Source organism: Oceanobacillus sp. FSL K6-2867 (assembly GCF_037963145.1).
Classification (GTDB): Bacteria; Bacillota; Bacilli; order Bacillales; family Amphibacillaceae; genus Oceanobacillus.
In genome coordinates, this window is record NZ_CP150144.1 from 986,280 (window position 1) to 1,007,572 (window position 21,293).

Annotated in this window: 20 protein-coding genes; 9 read left to right on the plus strand and 11 right to left on the minus strand. The window is 38.9% G+C overall.

All coding sequences use genetic code 11. From position 1 onward, the window contains the following. Window positions 1–62: 62 nt before the first annotated feature. Complete coding sequence (locus NSQ77_RS04770; RefSeq protein ID WP_339229155.1) at window positions 63–746, minus strand: amino acid ABC transporter permease; 684 nt, start codon at window positions 744–746, stop codon at window positions 63–65. Between the two features lie 22 nt (window positions 747–768). Then, window positions 769–1,629 carry a transporter substrate-binding domain-containing protein gene (locus NSQ77_RS04775; protein WP_339229157.1) on the minus strand — a complete coding sequence of 287 codons (861 nt, stop codon included), beginning with the start codon at window positions 1,627–1,629 and terminating at the stop codon, window positions 769–771. Window positions 1,630–1,946: 317 nt separating this feature from the next. Between NSQ77_RS04775 and NSQ77_RS04780 the strand changes: the two genes are divergently transcribed. After that, window positions 1,947–3,878 (plus strand): heavy metal translocating P-type ATPase, encoded by a 1,932-nt coding sequence (locus NSQ77_RS04780; protein ID WP_339229159.1) that lies wholly within the window; start codon window positions 1,947–1,949, stop codon window positions 3,876–3,878. Between the two features lie 35 nt (window positions 3,879–3,913). On the opposite strand, the gene NSQ77_RS04785 is transcribed toward NSQ77_RS04780, so the two are convergent. The 3 genes from NSQ77_RS04785 to NSQ77_RS04795 form a co-directional block, all read right to left on the minus strand. Beyond that, window positions 3,914–4,735: a YihY/virulence factor BrkB family protein gene (locus NSQ77_RS04785; protein WP_339229161.1), complete on the minus strand. Its 822-nt coding sequence runs from the start codon at window positions 4,733–4,735 to the stop codon at window positions 3,914–3,916. Window positions 4,736–4,814: 79 nt separating this feature from the next. Then, window positions 4,815–5,102: a YtxH domain-containing protein gene (locus NSQ77_RS04790; protein ID WP_339229163.1), complete on the minus strand. Its 288-nt coding sequence runs from the start codon at window positions 5,100–5,102 to the stop codon at window positions 4,815–4,817. 14 nt (window positions 5,103–5,116) lie between these two features. Continuing rightward, the gene (locus NSQ77_RS04795; protein WP_339229165.1) at window positions 5,117–5,593 is read right to left on the minus strand and encodes a low molecular weight protein-tyrosine-phosphatase; all 477 of its coding nucleotides are present in this window, start codon (window positions 5,591–5,593) and stop codon (window positions 5,117–5,119) included. Between the two features lie 268 nt (window positions 5,594–5,861). Here NSQ77_RS04795 and NSQ77_RS04800 point away from each other — a divergent pair, with 268 nt between their 5' ends. Further along, window positions 5,862–7,226 (plus strand): sodium:alanine symporter family protein, encoded by a 1,365-nt coding sequence (locus tag NSQ77_RS04800; protein WP_339229167.1) that lies wholly within the window; start codon window positions 5,862–5,864, stop codon window positions 7,224–7,226. Window positions 7,227–7,273: 47 nt separating this feature from the next. On the opposite strand, the gene NSQ77_RS04805 is transcribed toward NSQ77_RS04800, so the two are convergent. Both NSQ77_RS04805 and NSQ77_RS04810 read right to left on the minus strand, forming a co-directional pair. Next, on the minus strand, window positions 7,274–8,269 hold the full coding sequence (locus tag NSQ77_RS04805) for a glutaminase (protein WP_339229169.1): 996 nt from the start codon (window positions 8,267–8,269) through the stop codon (window positions 7,274–7,276). A gap of 145 nt (window positions 8,270–8,414) precedes the next feature. After that, window positions 8,415–9,245, minus strand: coding sequence for a CAP domain-containing protein (locus tag NSQ77_RS04810; protein ID WP_339229171.1), 831 nt, complete (start codon window positions 9,243–9,245; stop codon window positions 8,415–8,417). A gap of 664 nt (window positions 9,246–9,909) precedes the next feature. Between NSQ77_RS04810 and mreBH the strand changes: the two genes are divergently transcribed. The 4 genes from mreBH (at window position 9,910) to NSQ77_RS04830 (ending at window position 14,646) form a co-directional block, all read left to right on the plus strand. After that, entirely contained in the window at window positions 9,910–10,917 is a 1,008-nt protein-coding gene (mreBH, locus tag NSQ77_RS04815) for a rod-share determining protein MreBH (RefSeq protein WP_339229172.1), read from the plus strand. A gap of 791 nt (window positions 10,918–11,708) precedes the next feature. Then, window positions 11,709–12,866, plus strand: a complete 1,158-nt coding sequence (locus NSQ77_RS04820; protein ID WP_339229173.1) for a CoA transferase — start codon at window positions 11,709–11,711, stop codon at window positions 12,864–12,866. 18 nt (window positions 12,867–12,884) lie between these two features. After that, the gene (locus tag NSQ77_RS04825; RefSeq protein WP_339229175.1) at window positions 12,885–14,090 is read left to right on the plus strand and encodes an acyl-CoA dehydrogenase family protein; all 1,206 of its coding nucleotides are present in this window, start codon (window positions 12,885–12,887) and stop codon (window positions 14,088–14,090) included. 172 nt (window positions 14,091–14,262) lie between these two features. Beyond that, a complete protein-coding gene (locus NSQ77_RS04830; protein ID WP_339229177.1) occupies window positions 14,263–14,646 on the plus strand; it encodes a DUF4183 domain-containing protein in 384 nt (127 codons plus the stop codon). 33 nt (window positions 14,647–14,679) lie between these two features. Here the strand turns inward: NSQ77_RS04830 and NSQ77_RS04835 are convergent, their stop codons facing one another. From NSQ77_RS04835 to NSQ77_RS04850, 4 genes are all read right to left on the minus strand, one after another. Then, a complete protein-coding gene (locus NSQ77_RS04835; RefSeq protein WP_339229179.1) occupies window positions 14,680–15,000 on the minus strand; it encodes a DUF4183 domain-containing protein in 321 nt (106 codons plus the stop codon). Window positions 15,001–15,237: 237 nt separating this feature from the next. Beyond that, entirely contained in the window at window positions 15,238–15,549 is a 312-nt protein-coding gene (locus tag NSQ77_RS04840; protein WP_339229181.1) for a DUF3870 domain-containing protein, read from the minus strand. Between the two features lie 32 nt (window positions 15,550–15,581). Further along, on the minus strand, window positions 15,582–16,760 hold the full coding sequence (locus NSQ77_RS04845; RefSeq protein ID WP_339229183.1) for a saccharopine dehydrogenase C-terminal domain-containing protein: 1,179 nt from the start codon (window positions 16,758–16,760) through the stop codon (window positions 15,582–15,584). A gap of 78 nt (window positions 16,761–16,838) precedes the next feature. Next, a complete protein-coding gene (locus NSQ77_RS04850) occupies window positions 16,839–18,338 on the minus strand; it encodes an aldehyde dehydrogenase family protein (RefSeq protein WP_339229185.1) in 1,500 nt (499 codons plus the stop codon). 192 nt (window positions 18,339–18,530) lie between these two features. On the opposite strand from NSQ77_RS04850, the gene kynU reads away from it, so the two are divergent. Genes kynU through kynA form a run of 3 tightly spaced genes read left to right on the plus strand, consistent with a single transcriptional unit; the run spans window position 18,531 to window position 21,276 of the window. After that, complete coding sequence (kynU, locus tag NSQ77_RS04855) at window positions 18,531–19,802, plus strand: kynureninase (RefSeq protein ID WP_339229186.1); 1,272 nt, start codon at window positions 18,531–18,533, stop codon at window positions 19,800–19,802. After that, a complete protein-coding gene (kynB, locus tag NSQ77_RS04860) occupies window positions 19,799–20,431 on the plus strand; it encodes an arylformamidase (RefSeq protein WP_339229188.1) in 633 nt (210 codons plus the stop codon). Before kynU ends, kynB begins: the two co-directional genes overlap by 4 nt. Then, window positions 20,431–21,276, plus strand: coding sequence for a tryptophan 2,3-dioxygenase (gene kynA, locus NSQ77_RS04865; protein ID WP_339229190.1), 846 nt, complete (start codon window positions 20,431–20,433; stop codon window positions 21,274–21,276). Before kynB ends, kynA begins: the two co-directional genes overlap by 1 nt. Window positions 21,277–21,293 lie beyond the last annotated feature (17 nt).

Here is a 21,293-nt window from a genome sequence, read left to right on the forward strand (position 1 = left end):
TTTTCATCCTATTCATGTTCCAGCTGCACTAAAAAAGGCTGCCCAAGATTGAGCAACCCTACCTAAACAAACCGACTATATCTTTTTTCTAACCGTTCTTGTAAAACGCCAATTAATATACATATTGGCCAATAGATGAGTGCTACAAGGACATACATTGTCATCGCATCAAATTCTCTTCCTGCTACAATCTGTGTCTTCTGAAACAGCTCTGGAACAGTAATTACGGCCGCTAATGATGTAGCTTTTACAATGTCCATAAACACATTCGTGAGTGGTGGGATTGCAATCCTTGTTGCTTGAGGAAGGATGATTTTTCGCAGTGTTGTCCAGTATGGCATATTCAATGCCTTTGCTGATTCCCATTGTCCAGTATCAATACTATTAAGCGAAGCCCTGTCCACTTCAGCAATATATGCCGCACTATTCAGCCCAAAACCAATAATAGCTGCTGCTGTTGCTGTGAATTGAATACCAACTACCGGCAGACCAAAATAAAGTATAAAAAGAAATACGAGCATTGGTGTACCACGCATAAAGGAAATATAAATCCGTGCTGGAAGCCGTAACAGTCCATGTTTAGAACCTCTGGCTAAAGCCAGGAACAGGCCTAACACAAGGCCTATACCCATACCAGCTATTGACACAATCAATGTCATTGGTAATCCTTCCAGGACGAAAGGCAGATTTTTAATGGCTAATTCAATATCAAATAATCCTCCAAAATCAAACCCATTAAAGTTCATTTATCAATTCCCCTTATAAGCCCTACAGATCAAGACCCTCTATTTCTTCAATATCGCCTTCTGGCTTCTCTGAAGCATCTTCCTCATAAAATTGGATTGCTAGCTCTGATAACGTTCCATCTTCACGCATCTCTTTCAATACACGGTTAATTTCTTCCGTTAGTTTATCCGCACCTTTTGGTATAACAACCGCCTGTTCAGTTGGATGGAATTTTAATGTTGGATGCAAATGCAAATCGAAATCAGGAAATGCTGCGACACCAAATTTCGTTAAATAATAGTCATTAATAACAACATCAGTACGCGCATTGCTGACATCGCTTAAATAAGCCTCATTTGGAGCGTTTCCATATGTCACAACTTCCGCACCAAAATGCTCGGCAATTTGACTGTAAATTGTCGTTGCTCCACCACCTGCTTTTTTGCCTTTTAAATCTTCCAATGATTCGATTCCGGAATTATCGGATTCACGAACTGCCATTGTTGAGTAGGAATACTTATAAGGCTCACTGAAATCGAACTCTTTTTTTCTTGAATCGGTCGGTTCGATATCATTCGCTGCCACATCAATTCTTCCACTTTGAATTGCTGGAAGCATACTGTCAATCCCCATTATCTCAAAGCTTACTTCAAGATCTAAACGTTCTGCGATTTCACGCATTACTTCCACATCATAACCTGTTAATTCATCGTTCTCATCGTAATAGGATGCAGCAATTAATGTACCGGAAGTTCCGACTACAAGCTCACCTGCATCTTGAATCGCTTCCCATCTTTCATCTGATGAATTTTCCCCTGCTGTATCTCCAGAATTGCCACATGCACTTAGCACAGCAATCATAACTAAAGCTAAAAGCATTAAAGATAACTTAAGCTTTTTCACCAAAAGCACCCCTTTGTTATATATAATTTTCAAATGCAATTGTAACAGAATTAAGTTGATAAAACAACGTAATGAATTCTGTTTTAAATGATTTTACTAAAAAATTGTAACAATTAATCTGTTTCTATAAATTTATTTTTAGAAAACTAGCCATGCACCTAAAACTTTGGTGAATGGCTTAGTTGTACATATGCAAAAAAGGAAAGTTTATTATTTGCAAAATTTATATTGACTCTTGCCTCTTTGCTGATATAATAATAAATATCTAATTAGAATTATTATAAAAAGGTAAACATTATTAAAAGGAGGTAACTGTCATGTCTACTGATACTTTAGAAATGAAACGTACAACTTGGAAGACTCCAATTTCCAAGTTAAAAACAGTAGCTATTTATGAGCATCACGAATTAATTGCTGCGCTAATTAGCGGGCTTCTACTACTCCTATCATGGATTTTTAAAGATCAATTAACCTCTGTTCTTTGGTTTGCGCTTCACGGATTTGCATTTGCAATTGGTGGATATGCTAAAGCGAAGGAAGGCATCACAGAAACGATTCAAACAAAGAAATTAAATGTAGAAATCTTAATGATTCTTGCCGCAATTGGAGCAATCACAATCGGTTATTGGACAGAAGCCGCTATTTTAATTTTTATTTTTGCATTGTCTGGTGCTCTTGAAACCTATTCGATGAATAAAAGCAATCGAGCAATCTCATCATTAATGGATTTACAACCTGAAGAGGCTTTACTCTTGCAAGACAAACGAGAAACGACAATACCTGTTTCCCAGCTGAAAATTGGCGATACTATTCTCGTAAGGGCTGGTGAACGCATTCCAGCTGATGGAGTTATCGTTAAGGGTGCTTCTACGATTGATGAAAGCACGATTACTGGTGAATCACTGCCTATCTACAGACAAAATCAGCATGATGTGTACGCAGGCACTGTAGCCCTAGATGGTACATTAACAATAAAGATTACAACAAAACCAAATGAAACATTATTCCAAAAAATTATCCAGCTTGTCCAATCTGCACAAGAGGAGAAATCAACCTCACAGCTGTTTATTGAAAAGTTCGAGAGCACATACGTATATGGAGTGCTAGCAATTGTAGCTATTATGATGTTTCTTCCATATCTTTTATTTAACTGGACACTTTCTGACAGTATTTACCGGGCAATGGTGTTACTAGTTGTAGCTTCTCCTTGTGCACTCGTAGCTTCCATCTCACCTGCAACCTTATCCGCTATATCGAATGCTGCAAGGAAAGGGATTCTTTTTAAAGGTGGCGTACACCTTGAAAATTTAAGCAACATCCAAGCTATTGCATTGGATAAAACAGGGACACTTACCAAAGGGAAGCCAGCCGTAACAAAGGTATATATGGACGAAGCTGTTAATGAAAAGGAAATCTTGTCTATTATCGGGGCTATTGAAAAAGAATCGACACACCCTATTGCCAAATCGATAACTGCTTATTGTTTGGATAAAGCTGGAGTCCTAGCTCCTACTTTTGAGATTAAGCATCTAAAAAATATTAGTGGAAAAGGAATTATCGCTACAGTAGGAAATAATGAGTGGAGAATTGGTAAAGCAGACTTTGTAGGGAAAGAGTTAACAGTGGCCTTCCAACAACAATACGCAGACAAACAATCCACTGCTGAAAAAACATCTACCTTCATTCAAATAAATGAGCGAATTATCGGTATGTTTATCCTAAAAGACACGATCAGAGAATCAGCAAAAGAAGCGATTCATAACTTAAAGTCAAATGGCATTGAAACGATTATGCTTACTGGTGACAATGAATTGACGGCTAAAGCTGTTGCCGAGGAAGTTGGCATAAACCAATACAAGGCCAATTGCCTTCCACAGGATAAAGTAGCATACGTCAAATCGTTTAGGAAGCAATACAAAACGATGGCAATGGTCGGAGATGGCATTAATGACGCTCCTGCTTTAGCGAATGCGAATGTAAGTATTGCAATGGGAGAAGGGACAGACATTGCCCTCGATACAGCAGATATGGTATTAATGAAAAACGACCTGACAAAAATTACAAACGCAATTCATGTATCCAAACGAATGAACCGCATTATTAAGCAGAATATCATTTTTTCTTTAAGCATCATTTTGTTGCTGGTCCTTACAAATTACTTTCAAATGATTGATTTGCCACTCGGTGTTATTGGTCATGAAGGGAGCACTATCCTCGTTATTTTAAATAGTTTGCGTTTACTTAAATAGCTGCCTTTTAGGAGGTAGCTATTTTCTTTCACCGATCATGGGCGTCTATATACTTTTTCTATAAATGCGTTTAATACACCACCAAGAATAATAATGATGCCAAATAGATAAAACCAGAACATCAGTATGATGACTACCCCTAGACTTCCGTATGTAGCAGAGTAATCACCAATCGTAACGACATAGAAGGAAAATACCCATGATACGAACTGCCAGCTTATCGTAGCGAATGCAGTACCTATAATAACAGTTTTAAAGTATATCCGTTTATGAGGTGCTAATTTATAGAGAAAGAGAAGCACAATAAAGAAGATCGCAGAAGAAATACCCCAGCGAAATGTTTCCCAGGTTTGCAAAAAGTCTTCCGATAAACCAAATATGGAAAACAAATATAAGCCAATCATTCTTCCGAATACAGGCAAAATTAATGCGATGATAATAACGATGACGATGGCAATGGTTAATAATATCGCAATAAGTCGTCCAAAAAAGAACGAGCGGTTATTTTCTATTTCATACGCTCGATTAAACGCTTTTGTAATAGCATTGACCCCATTCGAGGCAGCCCAAAGCGTCCCAATAATTCCGATGGAAAGAAGCCCGCCATTTTGCTGATTCAACATTTGCCCAATATTATTATTAATTAGATTCATTACTTGTGGTGGCGCATAGGTTGCAATCGTATCTAAAATCACTTGTGCATCGAGGGGTAAATATCCAATTAAATTTAATAGGAATAATAAAAATGGGAACAGTGACAATAGAAAAAAATATGCTAATTGTGCAGCTAGACCAAACACATCCACCTTTTCGACGCGCTGATAAAACTGCTTCCCAAGGATCAGTATATTTTTCACGTTCACTCGCTCCCATAAATTAAATATAGTAATTGTCCGAAAACTTTCAGCACATTCTCTACATTACACATTACTATATTTACTTTAACGCTTTTTTATTCGTAACCTTTTCTAATGTTGATTCTACTTGTTCCAAAGCATTGATTGCATTCTCTGCACCACTTGCAATCGTTTCGTTTAATTCATCAAAAGTATTACGCAAACTATGAATTGCTTCAGATGGATTACTAATAAAATGTGATGAGCAAGATCTTGCTGCATCAAATCTTTCTTTCGCATAGCTTCTTGTATTTTTGTCGAATAATGCAACCGCTCCACCTACAACTGCTCCAATTGACATACTTAAAATGATTCTACGTTTTCCCATTATCATTCTCTCCTTTAAGCAATATGATATGTATTCTTTATAGATTTTAGTAAATGAACACACCCATTCAAAACTAATTGGTAGGTGTATTCAAAATTCCCCGTATAATATGGGTCAGGAACATTGACATCTTCTGGATTTTCGACAAAGTCCATTAATTTGGCGACTGTCACCGAATCATCCAGCACTTTTCGGATATTATTCAGATTGGCTATGTTCTGGTCATCCATTGCGATAATATAATTAAAGTCATCCCAATCCTGTTCCTTCACCTGCCTGGCAACTATCCCTTCATACGAAATTGCTTCACGGTCAAGCAGCTCCCTTGTTCCTTCATGTGGTATATTTCCAACATGCCAATCACCCGTACCTCCTGAATCCACTTTAATTTTATCAGAAAGTCCTTCTTTTTCCACTAAATCCCGAAAAACAGCTTCTGCCATTGGCGATCTGCAAATATTGCCCAAACAAACAAATAGTACACGAATCATATTAATAACCCCTTTCTCCCTACTCTATTATAAGCAATTTAGTCATCCATAAGCAAAAAATTATAAATATGATTGGATGATTTTTTGTTTTATTATGTCGAAAACTTTTGAGAAATCGTTAGTAGCAAAGGCTTTTGTTGATGAGTTTTCAACATTTCAGTTCAGAAGGTTTTGTTTTTATAATCTAAATTAACTTTTATTTCCTCTTGACAACTCATTAAATTTTCGGAATATTAGTAAGTGTAAGTAATAAAGGGGGGATGATTCAATGATAGGTTTTTTAGAACAAGTAAGTGCATTTGTTTGGGGACCGCCATTATTAATTCTTATTGTTGGAACAGGGATCTACTTAACTTTCAGACTTGGCTTCGTACAAATTCTTGCTTTACCAACAGCACTATTAAACGCATTTAGTCGCAAAAAGCAAGATAAGTTGTCAGATGGGGACATTTCCCAATACCAAGCCTTAACCACTCAGATGGCAGCAACAATTGGGACCGGTAACATTGTTGGGGTAGCTACAGCTGTTATTGCCGGGGGACCAGGAGCTGTATTTTGGATGTGGGGAATGGCGATTTTTGGGATGGCAACAAAATACGCGGAAGCCGTGCTCGCTGTAAAGTACAGGGTCAAAGGTCAAGATGGACAAATGTCCGGGGGACCGATGTACTATCTTGAAAGAGGCTTAAAATTAAAATGGCTAGCTGTCGCATTTGCGATTTTTGGATCAATTGCAGCATTCGGAATTGGTAACATGGTACAAACAAACGCCGTATCCGCTGCTGCCGAGAATTCATTTAACATCCCGACATGGGTTACCGGAATTATTCTTGCTATTGTTACTGCATTGGTTATTCTCGGTGGAATTAAAAGTATTGGACGTGTAACTGCTTTCTTTGTACCAATCATGGCTGTATTTTATATTATCAGTGGCTTAATTATCATGACACTTAACTTTGATATTGTTCCAGCTGCTATTAATCTCATCCTAACAGATGCATTTACTGCAAGTGCTGTCGGTGGTGGTATCCTAGGTACTGTTATCCGATACGGAGTTGCACGTGGGATTTTCTCAAACGAAGCAGGCCTTGGCTCTGCTCCAATTGCAGCTGCTGCAGCAAAAACAGACTACCCAGGGAGACAAGGTCTCGTTTCAATGACACAGGTATTTATCGACACAATTATTGTTTGCAGTATCACTGGAATTACGATTGTTATGGCAGATCTGCATCAAACTGGTGTAGCAGGTGGTGCCTTAACTGGTGAGTCATTTGGTGTATTCCTAGGAACGCCGGGAGTCTTAATTGTAAGTATTACGACAATTCTATTTGCATATTCTACAGTTATTGCTTGGTCCTATTACGGGGAAAAGTGTCTTAACTATTTATTCAAGAGTCCGAAAGCGATTACAACCTATCGCGTCGTGTGGGTTGTTGCAGTTTTCTTTGGTGCAACTACAGTTATTGATATCGTGTGGCTATTTTCCGACATTTTTAATGCACTAATGGCGATACCTAACTTAATCGGACTCCTCGGACTATCTGGAGTCGTAGCTTATGAAACGAAGCGATTCTTGAAAGTAGCTAAAGAAGAAAGAGAGCAAGAAAGAGCCGCGAAATCGAAATCCGCTTAATATACAATCGGGGACATTCTTCATCTGAAGATGTCCCCGTCATATTATTAAAACAAGCTCAAATCCCACTGATTTGCAATATGCCTCAACAGCTTGATTCCAGCAATAGAATTTCCCTGTCCGTCTAAAGCAGGGCCAAAAACCCCGATTCCGCAGCCATCTAAAAACGGAAGCTCCTCATCCCTCACTCTTGGCGGAACGACTGCGACAATGCCTCCAGATACACCACTTTTCGCAGGTATACCAACATAGGCAGCGAATTTCCCCGAAGCATCATACATTCCACAAGTGAGCATCAAGGCTTTTACAAGGCGCGCAACAGATCGCGGTATAATTTCTTCTTCATTGTTTGGGTCAAGTCCATCATTGGAAAGCACTAATCCAATTTTCGCCAGATCATCTATTGTTATCTCAATCGAGCATTGCTTAAAGTATGTCTCTAACGTAATTCCAAGATCAGATTCCAGATAGCCACCTTCCAATAAATAATAACCGATTGATCGATTCCGCATCGAGGTATCACGTTCTGATTCATATGCCTCCACATTTACTACTGGTCGATAGCCAATCATTTTTTCCAGTAACATAAAAAGTGTTTCCAGCTTCTGATCGGATGTTTTTCCACTTAATAGTGAAGAAACAGTGATTGCACCTGAATTAACTAATGGATTAAACGGTTTTTTCGGCTGCCTCATTTCTAAATGCATAATCGAATTAAATGCTTCTCCTGTCGGCTCCACATCCACTCTATTAAGTACATAGGACAGTCCCCTGTCCATACAGGCAGCAATAAATGTCAATACTTTGGAGATACTTTGTATCGTAAACTTCTCTTCTGTATCACCTGATTTTATCGTTACACCATTCTTCCCAATAATTGATATGCCTAGTGCATGCTGGTCAGCATTTGCCAAAATCGGTATGTAGGTTGCCACCTCACCATCAACCGTTTGTTTTTTATAAAAGTTAATCCAGCCGTCAACATAATCCTGAAGCCATTCTTTTGTCAATACTGTATTTAAGTTAACAGATCCTTGAACCATTATTATCCACCTCCTTAACAGTATGTACATCAAAATTAGTTTGTATCTATGTATACCCTAAAATATCCTACTCTATAGCTTATACGACCATCAGCTTTTTAGCATAAAAAAAGAGACCAGCTAAAAGCTAGTCTCTATCAATATATTATTTGCCAATGAATTGTTGTGTCCAGTGGTTGCCTTGCTCTACATAACCTACTCCAATATGAGTATACTCACCATTTAAGATGTTTGCACGGTGACCTTCACTATTCATCCACGCGTTCACAACTTCTTCTGGAGTTTGTTGCCCTTTAGCAATGTTCTCTCCAGCTGTACGGTAAGAGATACCGAAGTTCTTCATCATATCAAATGGAGAACCATATTTCGGGCTATTGTGATCAAAGTAGTTGCTTGTTGCCATATCACGAGATTTTTCACGTGCTACTTTGCTTAATTCTGTGTCCACTTTCAATGCACTTAAACCATGTTTTTCTCTTTCTTGGTTTGTTAAATCTACAACTTCTTGTTCAAACTGGCTTAATTCCTGTGAAGCTTGCTGATTTTGGTTTGATTGCTCTTCTTTTTGAGCTGGTTGCTGTGCAGGTGTTGCTGCTTCTTGTTCTTTCTCTTGCTTTTCCTCTTTAGCTGGAGCTTTTTCTTTTACCGGTGCTTCAGCTTGTTCTTTTTCTTGTTTTGCTGGTGTCTTAGCTTGTTCTTTTTCTGAAGCTTGCTCTTGTTTTTGGTTTTGTTCTTTCGCAGGGATAGATTTCCAATCTACCTTATTCCAATCAATCTCAAATCCACTTAATACCTTATTGACAAGGCCATCGACATCTCCTTCTGAAAGCTTTTGTCCATTTACTGAATAATAGACTTTATATGAAGGATTTGTTGGTTGATCTTGGTTTGCTGACGCATCAGCAGTAGATGTAAATGCTCCGCCGAATAATAGCGCAGTTGATAAAGCAGCAGTTATTCCTACTTTTTTAAACATCTTTGTTACACTCTCCTTTTGGTTTTGTTGTTTCTTGCAAAATCATCATAGCACGAGATTTTTGTAATATTTGAGGAAGGCTTTTCCAATCTAGAAAAATAGTTATCGATCATTTTACCTATTAAACTTAAAACCTTGTATTTCGTAGAAAAGTCCTAAATCCTAAATTCGGCTGTACAGGTAAAAGTTCAATATTAAGGAAAAAATTAGTACTAAATTACGGTTGACACCTTTTAAATCAGCGTTTTATATTACAAGTTGCAATGAATTGTAAACAAAATGTCACTTGCATTTCCCCCACTAAATGTTTTAATTTTAAGAGTAACGTTCTTTATTATAATAGATAGGAAAGTAAAACCTTTTAACTCTATTAAATGTATGCAACAAAGGCATTTTACGAATATAAATTGGGAAACTATGTTTAAATGGAATCCGGGTATATATATCGAAATGTTATTTCCTATTTATATATACTTCAAAAGCACTTCATACTAGCATTGGAAGTTTAAACTTCTCTATTAAAAAGCGAATGCTTATGAGAGAACGAAACAAACAGCTTTTAGGGGCAGGACCCCTATCATATATATTTTGATCTTATACAATAACGGGAATACTGCCCCTTAATCTACGATAAAATAAATTGCCATCATTGGAGGAACCTATTATGTTTTCAAATGCGGAAATCGGAATTGATCTTGGTACAGCGAATATACTTGTCTATTCAAAAACAAAAGGAATCGTTTTAAATGAGCCATCTGTTGTGGCAATCGATATGGAAACAAAGAGAGTTGTAGCAGTAGGTGCGGAAGCAAAAGAAATGGTCGGTAAAACACCAAAAAACATCATACCTATTCGTCCTTTAAGGGATGGGGTTATCGCTGACTATGATGTTACTGCTCAAATGCTGAAAGAACTGCTTAAAAAAGTAAGTAAAAAGCTTGGCATGTCCATGCGCAAGCCAACGGTTGTTGTTTGTACCCCTTCAGGCAGTACGACAGTGGAAAGACGTGCAATCCATAACGCTGTAACAAGCTATGGTGCGAAACATGTGCATTTAATTGAAGAACCTGTTGCCGCTGCAATTGGTGCAGATCTACCGGTCGATGAACCAATTGCTAATGTGGTCGTTGATATTGGTGGGGGAACATCTGAAGTTGGTATTATCTCTTTCGGCGGAGTTGTGTCTTGTAATTCAGTCCGAACTGCTGGAGACAAGATGGATGATGAAATTATTCAGCATATCCGCAAAACGTATAATATTTTAATTGGTGAACGCACTGCAGAAAATATCAAAATGGAAATCGGTTATGCTCATCCTGATCACAAGGAAGCTACAATGGACATTCGTGGTCGTGACATGGTAACTGGTTTGCCTAAAACGATTGAAATTACATCGACAGAAATTTATAATGCGATTAAAGAATCACTAGAGCAAATACTGGAAGCAATTCGCGCTACTTTAGAGGACTGTCCTCCTGAATTAAGTGGGGATATTGTCGATCATGGAATTGTCTTAACTGGCGGAGGTTCGCTTTTAAACGGAATGCAGGAATGGCTTGCTAATGAAATCAGTGTACCAGTTCATATGGCACCAAATCCATTGGAATCAGTAGCAATCGGTACCGGACGCGCTCTAAAAATGATTACAAAGCTTCAAAAAGCAGCGAAATAAAAACATAGGGTAAAAGTACCCATATAAATCGGTCAGAGATTGCTTTTATCTTAATCACCTGTACTAGCACGTTCTGTACGTTATAAAAAGTACAGAATGTGCTCCATATTTTAGGTGGTTTGATTTGTCATACAATCTATTATGGAGACGAGACAAAGAAAGTCCCGTTTTTACTAGGTCTCCAGTATCAGGCTTCAGCTGTTTTTAGTTAAGGCTTAATTAGCTATTGTCAATTTTAGAGTCTTTATTCCCAAATACGTTAGCCTCATTAATTAGCGATTTGGCAAGTCTTCTTTAGATTGTCATAAAGTAAGAGAAACTTATTACGGACATGGCGGATTCGTGAAACAGATAACTGGCACATAGGTTAGAAACTAACAATGCGAAAACTCAGCATAAGTAACAAGACTTCTTTTATGAGATACCGATGCTCGATATTATATAAGGGGACTCCAGCTTGGTTGGTTGCGAGAAGGTATTTCCAGAGTGGGCGCGTTCGGTGCGTTAAAACATTTTTGGACAAATTTTTTTACTAAGTTAATTCCTGGTCAATTGCTAAAAGTTATTTACAAAGTATTCGGAATAAAGTATACTTATTAATAATACGGTGAAAGACGTATGCCACGTCAATTAACACGGTATATCAAAGTATATTTTCATAACTGCCTAATTTGTTCACATTCCTTTTATCAGGTATGTTTCAGCAAATAAAAGCCAGTTCGAACAAAATTGCAGCAATCCTGCATTTGTTTGGGCTGGCTTTTTTTATAACATGGGAAAGGAGGAATTACATGACTGGTGCATTAAGCAACATTAAAATCCTTGATTTGTCCAGGGTGCTGGCAGGACCCTATTGCTCGATGATTCTTGGCGATCTTGGGGCAGAAGTAATCAAAGTCGAGGCACCGGGAGGAAGTGATGAAACACGCGGATGGGGACCCCCTTTTCAAAATGATGTCAGCGCTTACTACCTATGTGCTAATCGAAATAAAAAAAGCATTACCATTGATCTGAAAACAAAGGAAGGAATTGAACAGATAAAAAAATTAATAACAGAATCAGATGTTATTATGAACAATTTTAAAACCGGAACGATGGAACGTTTCGGACTTGATTATGAATCCGTCACACAATTGAATCCTTCCATCGTCTACTGCTCCATTACTGGCTTTGGCGAGACAGGACCATATAAGGATTTGCCAGGCTATGACTTTATCATTCAAGCGATGAGTGGATTAATGAGCATTACGGGCACAGAAGCATCCGGCCCACAGAAAATGGGGATTGCCATTACAGATATTTTAACTGGACTATACGCCTGTATCGGAATTCAAGCTTCATTGCTTGAACGCAGCCATTCAGGTAAAGGCCAAAAGCTGGATCTTTCACTATATGATTCAGCAGTAAGCGCTTTGGTTAATATCGGAAGTAATTATTTAATGTCTGGTAAAATACCTTCTCCTCTCGGCAACCATCATGCCAATATCGTTCCATATCAAACCTTTAGCACAGCTGATGGAGAAATGGTAATTGCTGTTGGTAATGATAATCAGTTTAAAAAGCTCTGCAGTCTATTAAATGTTCCTCATCTTAGCAGCGATCAGCGATTTGAGAAGAATGCAGACCGGGTAAAACATAGAGATTTACTTGTAACACAACTACAGAAAACCTTTGCAGCAAAGCCAACCACATATTGGTTAGAACAGTGTCATGCCAATAATATTCCATGTGGTCCAATTCAAGATTTACAAGCTGTAAGCAATGACCCGCAGCTGCATGATCGTGAAATGTTTGTAGATTACGAGCACCCAACAGCAGGTTCTATCAAAATGATTGGCAGTCCATTAAAACTTTCTCGCACACCCGTCGCTTATAACCTGCATCCTCCTGATGCCGGAGAACATAATCAGGAATTTCATATTGACGATAAGGAAATAAAAAATAAATAAAACAAGGAGATGAGCTTTATGAATTTCGAATTTAATGAAGAACAAAAAATGCTGCGTGAGACGGTAAGAAGCTTTACAGATAAAGAAATTATGCCATACATTGACGGGTGGGATCGAGAAGGAAAATTTGATCCAACAATATTGACGAGACTCGCAGAACTTGGACTAATGGGTGTCTGCATTCCTGAAGCATATGGCGGCAGCGGAATGGATTATAACGCATTAGCCATTGTTTGTGAGGAACTGGAACGGGGCGATACCGCCTTTCGTACAGCTGTTTCTGTGCATACTGGCTTAAATAGTATGACATTACTGCAATGGGGAACTGAGCAGCAAAAGCAAAAGTATCTTACTCCACAGGCAAAAGGAAAAAAAATTGGCGCATTTGGCCTAACAGAGCCCGGAGCAGGATCTGATGTCGCAGCATTACAATCGACAGCTGTACGGGATGGTGATTATTATATTCTAAACGGTCAGAAAACATGGATCTCCCTATGTGATATTGCTGATCATTTCATTGTATTTGCTTATACAGGTGATCGTTCTAAAAAGCATAAAGCTATTTCCGCTTTTATTGTTGAACGTTCATGGGAAGGCTTTTCATCGAAGGCAATTAAAGGCAAACACGGTATCCGCTCCGGTAATACAGGCGAAATATTCTTCGAAAACATCAAAGTACCAAAAGAAAACCTGCTTGGAGAAGAAGGAGAAGGCTTTAAAATTGCCATGGCAGCATTAGATAATGGGCGCTTTACAGTTGCAGCCGGTGCTGTCGGACAAATAATGGCTTGTCTGGAGGCTTCCGTAAAATATTGTCATGAACGGGAAACGTTTGGCAAAGAGATTGGCAAACATCAGCTCGTTCAGCAAATGATTGCGAAGATGGAAGCTGGCTATCAAATGAGTCGTTTGCTTGTTTATCGTGCAGGTGAGCTTAAAAACCATGGAAAACGTAACACAAGAGAAACTTCCCTCGCAAAATGGCAAGCTTGTGACTTCGCTAATCAAGCAGCAGATGATGCCGTACAAATTCACGGTGCTTATGGCTATTCCGATGAATATCCAGTAGAACGCTATTTACGAAATTCGAAAGCTCCTGTCATTTATGAAGGAACCCGCGAGATTCATACTATTATGCAGGCAGAGTATGTATTAGGCTATCGGGAAGATAAGCAGCTGAATAAAATGCTCCCCGCTTGGGAAGGCGAAACAGAGTTCGTTTAAAGAACATAATAACTTATATTCCCCTAGCATTTATATGCTAGGGTTTTTATTTGCCTCTAATATATGTACAAAAACATCATTCAACATAGAAATGATGAACATATCTATGCATAGCGATTTCTGATTCATATACTAAAATGAAACAATTTACAGATAGAAAGGAGAGACATTAATGGCATTGCAGCTTATGAAATTATTTGTTTCTGCATCAACAGACACAGAGGTCACGCCAGCGGTTGAAAAGTTTTTTTATGTAACAGCAGCTGACACTGAACCTGAAAGCACATTAACAATAGATGCTGCTGATTTCTTTGATGATCTTGGTGCTGAAGTCGTTGAACTCCCAGTGTTAGTAGATAATAACAGTTACTATCACGTATATATTAATGGTGTACTGCAAATGCAGGACATTTCAACTTATACTCCTGGAGCAACGGGGGTTGGATCACTTAGTATTGATGTGCCTGCCGGTCCTGATTCCATATTAACAGGAACACCAATCGTACTGGAAATAGTCAACTTCGATACGACTTCTACTACTGATATTACAACATAACTTCACATGAAACAGGGTGGTCTTATGCCACCCTTATTGATAAATCGTAATAAATTGCAGTATGATAGGAGTCCCTTTTGGAGGTACATCACTTGTTTTTAATCGTAATATTCCTTCCTGAATCTCATAGGTAACTGGCGGCTGCAATACGCCATTAATAAATAGATTTACATAGGATACCGTCTTTGGATCTAATATACCGCGTTCACCATATTGTTTTAATTCGTCCTTATTTGTATATTGAAGACTTTCCCCATCAGCCAATGCATTATATTGATAAGTATCCACTTTATTGATTTTCTTAGCAGCTTTGATAGGGATTTTAATACGAAACTCAGAACTTGTATTCACCATGTCACATACACGACGAGTGTTGACGATATGCTTTTTATAATGTTCTATTTCCGCCACCTGCCTTTGTTAATGAACTGGATTTATATCTTCTTCATTTTATGATTCAAGCAAAAAAATCGTTCAAAATTAGACACCCAATTATAGTTCAGAAAAAACATATGCCTCATCAGAAGTGAAATATTTGCGTAAAATAAAGAAGATGGCACAATCAGCACCATCTCCACTTATTCATTCTTATTATACCTCTATATAATTCACATATTGTTTATACAAATCATTTAAGGCAGAGGCGAGAGCATTGCCTGCTTTCCCTAAGTAATGCTGTCTTACCGTTTCAATTGGTTTATCAATCCCATCCTGCAAGCTGTAGCCCCTTAGTAATTGCTGAACAAATTCTCTCCCATGCTCCGTGGCTAATGTACAGTTTGCAGCTACGATAACACCATATTTTTTATCAATTTCTGCTGTAATGGTTAATGTGTCATAAATGCTTTTGGCCGCCATACCTGCTGGTAGTCTTGCGTGTCCTGCAATAAATATGGTATTCACTTTTGTCAAACCCCTTTGTCATCTCTAAACCTTTATTTTATTTTTACTGATCCCTTTTCTTTGATGGTTGCCGTTTCCAAGATGTTTACACCGCGTTTCTTCATCGCTTCGATATACGTTTGACCAGGGACAATCTGTTCTGGCGGGTATACTCCTTTTTTTGCAATTGTTCCATCACCAATCATCTGGGCAACAACTGAAATGGTATTGGCAGTCGCTTGGGCCATCGCTGTTACATTCGTTTTCCGGTCCTTATATGTTGTCATCTCATATGTGTAGGCGGCTTCTGTTCCATCTTTTTCACCGGATACCATTACCCTTAATAGGACAGCATCATCCTTTTCACCTAACTCAACAATCGGGTCAAGCACCTTCAGAAAAACATCACGAGGTCGAATCATCTGACTATTAACCTCTACCTCATAATCTAACTTGGTTAAATTTAAATCAACAAGCAGCTTAAATTTTTCCGCATGACCTGGATAACGAATTGTCTTGTACTCAAGTGTTTCAATATCTGGAAAGGATAAAGAGAGCGTTGATGTACCTCCCGATGTATGAAAAGCTTCCAACGGACCAAACCGTTCAAAATAAATTGGCTCTACCTCTGTTAGTGAAGGAATTTCCTGCTTGATACCATTACGAATAATGAGGGAAGGATCTGTATAATGATCGAAAACCCCTTCCATTGAGAATACATGATTATATTCAATTGGAGGATCTGGCTTTACAGGAATTCCACCAACATATAATTTAATCGACTTTACTTGATCAAGCTTGCTTGCACCATAGCCTGATAAAATATTGATCATCCCAGGAGCTACTCCAAGATCTGGAATGAGGGTAACCTGAGCAGTTTTCGCGTCATCTGCAAGCCCCAGCACTTTATCTGTCATATGCCCAATATGCCCGCCTAAATCTACTGAACTGACCCCTACCTCAATTGCAGTTTTAGCAACGATTTCATTAAACGAATAGAACAATGCATTTATAACCACATCAAACTTACGAATAAATGCTGCAAGCTCCTCTCTATTGCCCGCATTTACTTGATAGGCCTTTAATTTCTTTGAATCCAGCTGCTTGCATACGAGTCGCGCCCGCTCGATATCAATATCTGCAAGTCCGACGTTTGCCACGCCAGGACTTGACACCAAATCACGTACTGCTTCTTTTCCCATCAAGCCTGAACCTAATACACCTATTTTCATTCGATTCACTCCCTGCTTAGACTGGTAAAAGCATCATTTATCTATTTGGCAAATCAAAAATCCTCTATCATGGATAGCTTATGATTCTACATCGATTTGTGCGCGTTGTAATTTTCCACTGTAATCCACGTAAATTGCCTTCCATTCTGTAAAAACATCCAATGCTTGGATTCCGGAATCCCGGTGACCGTTCCCGGTCCCTTTTGTTCCTCCAAACGGCAAGTGAATTTCTGCTCCAGTCGTCCCTGCATTCACATAGACGATCCCAGTATCCAAATCTCGCTGCGCTTTAAAAACACGGTTCACATCATTTGTAAAAATCGAGCTGGACAGTCCATATGTCACACCATTATTTACTTCAATTGCTTCTTCAAAGCTCGCAACGGGGATAATCGAAACAACTGGACCGAAAATTTCTTCCTGTGCAATCCGCATATCTGCCGTAGCATTCGTAAACAGTGTCGGAGCAAAGTAATAGCCATTTTTATGCGAATCCTCTGTCAGCTCATAACCACCTGCAAGCAGCCTGGCCCCTTCTTCCCTGCCAATTCCGATATATTGCTTTATTTTATCAATGCCGGATTGATTAATAATCGGTCCCACTTTGATCGATTCATCAAGTCCATTGCCGATGGTCAGCTTATTCATTGCAGCAAGCAGCCTTTCTTCTAAAGCACGCTTTACCTTTTCATGTATAATAACCCGGCTGCATGCTGTACAGCGCTGGCCGCTCGTGCCAAAAGCACTCCAAAGTATTCCTTCGACTGCAAGATCCAAATCGGCATCTTCCATGACGATTACAGCATTCTTTCCGCCCATTTCTAAGGAAACCTTCTTTAATAGCTTTCCGCATTCACTTGCAATATTTCTCCCAGTATCATTGGATCCTGTAAAAGAAATTACACGAATATCCTCATGATGGACCATTGCGTCACCAACGATTGATCCCGAACCAAACACAACATTAATAATCCCTTCAGGCAGACCAGCTTCCTCAAAAATTTTAGCGAGCTCATATGCCATGATTGGTGTTTCCGTAGCTGGTTTCCAAATGACCGCATTTCCTGCCACAATTGCAGGAAATGACTTCCATGTGGCAATTGCAATCGGAAAATTCCACGGTGTAATAATCCCGACAACTCCTACTGGGGCACGCTGACTCATCGCAAATTTATCTTTTAATTCAGCAGGTGTTGTCTGACCGAATAAGCGCCGTCCCTCTCCGGCCATGTAAAATGCCATATCAATTCCCTCTTGAACCTCTCCTCGTGCTTCTTCAATTACTTTCCCGTTTTCCATTGTCAAAAGCTGTGACAGTCTTTCTTTACGCTCTTTCATAATGTAGCCAACACGGTATAGCACTTCTGCACGCTGTGGTGCAGGGACAAGCGCCCATTCTTTCTGCGCAGCTTTGGCAGCAGCCGCCGCTTCGTTCACCATTTCTTTCGTTGATAAAGGCACTTGCACAATTTCTTCCCCTGTTGCCGGATTAATCACTGCCTGGACATTATTTACTTCGGACCATTTTCCATTAATAAAGTTACGAAGCTTTTCAACCTCTAATAATAGCGCTGTCATAATTATCCCTCCTAAATAATTTAAAGCAGTACACCGTGTTTTTTACCCTATCTCTATATATTTTATTTTCTACCTCTAGTATAAATGAGTATAATTTAATTGTACAATTGTTATTAAAATACTAAATTTATTGGATATTTCCTTACTTCTTATGTTAGATTGAACATACAAATGCAAAAGGGGGCCAATTTTATGATGTATTCACGTCAATATGCACAGCAATTGGATCAAGAGGATTGCCTGAAACATTTTCGAACTGAATTCTACATACCGAACGATGCAATTTATGTTGATGGCAATTCCCTCGGACTATTATCAAAACGGGCTGAGCATTTTGTAATTGAAGTCATGAGTGATTGGAAAATTCATGCTATTGATGGTTGGACAGATGGTAATTATCCCTGGTTTTATTTAGCCGAAAAGCTCGGTAAAATGTCAGCGAACCTTGTTGGCGCAAAGCAAAAGGAAGTGATCATTACTGGTTCAACGACAACTAATCTTCATCAGCTGACAGCAAGCTTCTATCACCCAAAAGGTACAAGAACCAAAATTCTTGCGGACGCATTGAATTTCCCTTCTGATATTTATGCATTAAAAAGTCAATTAGTACGAAATGGATTTAATCCTCAAACTCATCTCGTCCAAGTTCCGAGTACTGATGGCAATACATTGAAAACAGAAGATATTATCGATTGCATGACAAACGAAATCGCATTAATTGTACTGCCCAGTGTCCTCTATCGCAGTGGCCAAATTTTAGATATGCAAAGGATAACAAAAGAAGCTCGCAAACGAGGAATTCTTATTGGCTTTGATCTATGCCATTCGATTGGTGCAATTCCTCATAGTCTATCGCAATGGGGTGCTGACTTTGCTTTTTGGTGTACGTATAAGCATTTAAATGGAGGCCCTGGAAGTGTTGGAGGATTGTATGTTAATCAAAATCATTTCGGCAAAACACCAGGACTTGCGGGATGGTTTAGTTCTTCCAAGGAAAAGCAATTTGATATGGAGCATGAATTAACCCCTGCAAACCATGCGGGCGCCTATCAAATCGGAACGCCACATGTATTGAGTATGGCACCATTACTCGGCTCCCTAGAAATGTTTGAGGAAGCCGGCATTGAAAATGTCCGCAAAAAATCGTTACGGCTAACTGCGTACTTAATGGACTTGATTGAAAGCGAATTGGCCTCATATTCCTTTTCCATCGCAAATCCTAGGCAAGATCATGAGCGAGGTGGACACGTTTTATTGCTGCATCCAGAAGCAGCACGAATTTGCAAAGCATTAAAAGCAAATGGCATTATTCCTGACTTTCGCAATCCAAATGGAATACGGATTGCCCCTGTTGCCTTATACAATACGTTTGAAGAAATATGGCAAATGGTGCAACTCTTAAAAAACATTATGGAGAAGGAAAGCTATAAAAACTATGAAAATAAACGAGGTGTAATTGCATGAGTAAATGGATTGATATTTCACAACCCCTAACGAATGATATGGCACATTGGCCTGGAGATACACCATTCCATTATAAGCTTTCTGCCACAAAGGAGCAGACCGGCTCTGCCAATATTGGAGAAATCACAACAAGTCTGCACACCGGAACACATATTGATGCCCCCTTTCATTTTGACTCCAATGGTAAAACCGTTGATCAGCTCGACCTCGATCTTTATACCGGAAAAGCTGTCGTCATCGATGTCAGTCATACAGATAAGATTACAGCAGCAGTACTTAAAAATTACCACCTTGATCATGCTCCAAGACTGCTATTGCGAACATCACGGAATAGCCCAAAGCGGTTCCCAAGCAAATTCCCTTATCTTGATTCAGAAATTGCCCAGTTTTTAGGCGAAAAAGGCATTCAATTACTTGGCGTTGATATCCCCTCTGTCGATGCACCGGACAGCAAAGAACTTAACACACATCATGCCCTCCACCAACATGGAATTCACATTTTGGAAAATATTATGCTCGACCATATTCATCCGGGAATATATGAATTAATAGCTTTGCCGCTGGCAATTCACGGTGCAGACGGCAGTCCAGTTCGTGCAGTATTACGTCCACTGGAGGAGAATAAATAATGAAGGATTCCTCCAACAAAACTTTTCAATCGGAAAAAGGAATTCATACAGATTTTATGGAGAAAATGACATATGGAGATTATCTTCAGCTTGAGCCTTTATTATCGAGTCAAAAACGATTATCCAGCCACCATGATGAAATGCTATTTATAATTATCCATCAAGTTAGCGAGCTATGGCTAAAACTTATCATACATGAAATACAGTCTGCAATCGAAAAAATTCAAGCAAACGAACTGCAAGCGTCCTATAAAATGCTTGCCCGTGTCAGCAAAATACAATCACAGATTATTCAAGCTTGGGATGTTCTTTCAACGTTAACACCTGCAGAATATATGGAATTCAGAGACAAACTGGGAAATGCTTCTGGATTTCAGTCTTACCAATACCGCCTAGTCGAATTTGTCCTAGGCTATAAAACTCCATTTATTTTGAAAATATATCAAAAGGATAAGAAGCTCCATAAAATTTTAAAGGATGCCTATCATGCACCTGGGCTTTATGACGTTGCTGTTCAGGCATTGGCAAAGGAAGGCTTAGCAATTGATGAAGCAGTTTTAAAAAGAGATGTATCTAAAACATATCAAAAACATAAAAGTGTCGAAGAGGCATGGCTGACCGTTTATCAAAATGTGAGCCAGTATTGGGACCTTTACCAATTAGCTGAAAAACTCGTAGATATTGAGGATTGGTTCCAGCAATGGCGTTTCAGACATATGAAAACTGTTGAACGTATTATCGGTCATAAAGCAGGTACTGGTGGCTCAACTGGTGTCAGCTATTTAAAAAAAGTTCTGGAGCATTATTTTTTTCCTGAGCTTTGGGAAATTCGAACAAAGCTTTAACTATATATAGAAGTTCT

Bases quoted from the DNA above. Each gene is read 5' to 3' on its own strand.
- NSQ77_RS04770 (WP_339229155.1), bottom strand. From the start codon at position 746: ATGAACTTTAATGGGTTTGATTTTGGAGGATTATTTGATATTGAATTA.
- NSQ77_RS04780 (WP_339229159.1), top strand. From the start codon at position 1,947: ATGTCTACTGATACTTTAGAAATGAAACGTACAACTTGGAAGACTCCA.
- NSQ77_RS04790 (WP_339229163.1), bottom strand. From the start codon at position 5,102: ATGGGAAAACGTAGAATCATTTTAAGTATGTCAATTGGAGCAGTTGTA.
- NSQ77_RS04795 (WP_339229165.1), bottom strand. From the start codon at position 5,593: ATGATTCGTGTACTATTTGTTTGTTTGGGCAATATTTGCAGATCGCCA.
- NSQ77_RS04800 (WP_339229167.1), top strand. From the start codon at position 5,862: ATGATAGGTTTTTTAGAACAAGTAAGTGCATTTGTTTGGGGACCGCCA.
- NSQ77_RS04805 (WP_339229169.1), bottom strand. From the start codon at position 8,269: ATGGTTCAAGGATCTGTTAACTTAAATACAGTATTGACAAAAGAATGG.
- NSQ77_RS04810 (WP_339229171.1), bottom strand. From the start codon at position 9,245: ATGTTTAAAAAAGTAGGAATAACTGCTGCTTTATCAACTGCGCTATTA.
- mreBH (WP_339229172.1), top strand. From the start codon at position 9,910: ATGTTTTCAAATGCGGAAATCGGAATTGATCTTGGTACAGCGAATATA.
- NSQ77_RS04820 (WP_339229173.1), top strand. From the start codon at position 11,709: ATGACTGGTGCATTAAGCAACATTAAAATCCTTGATTTGTCCAGGGTG.
- NSQ77_RS04825 (WP_339229175.1), top strand. From the start codon at position 12,885: ATGAATTTCGAATTTAATGAAGAACAAAAAATGCTGCGTGAGACGGTA.
- NSQ77_RS04830 (WP_339229177.1), top strand. From the start codon at position 14,263: ATGGCATTGCAGCTTATGAAATTATTTGTTTCTGCATCAACAGACACA.
- NSQ77_RS04835 (WP_339229179.1), bottom strand. From the start codon at position 15,000: ATGGTGAATACAAGTTCTGAGTTTCGTATTAAAATCCCTATCAAAGCT.
- NSQ77_RS04845 (WP_339229183.1), bottom strand. From the start codon at position 16,760: ATGAAAATAGGTGTATTAGGTTCAGGCTTGATGGGAAAAGAAGCAGTA.
- NSQ77_RS04850 (WP_339229185.1), bottom strand. From the start codon at position 18,338: ATGACAGCGCTATTATTAGAGGTTGAAAAGCTTCGTAACTTTATTAAT.
- kynU (WP_339229186.1), top strand. From the start codon at position 18,531: ATGATGTATTCACGTCAATATGCACAGCAATTGGATCAAGAGGATTGC.
- kynB (WP_339229188.1), top strand. From the start codon at position 19,799: ATGAGTAAATGGATTGATATTTCACAACCCCTAACGAATGATATGGCA.
- kynA (WP_339229190.1), top strand. From the start codon at position 20,431: ATGAAGGATTCCTCCAACAAAACTTTTCAATCGGAAAAAGGAATTCAT.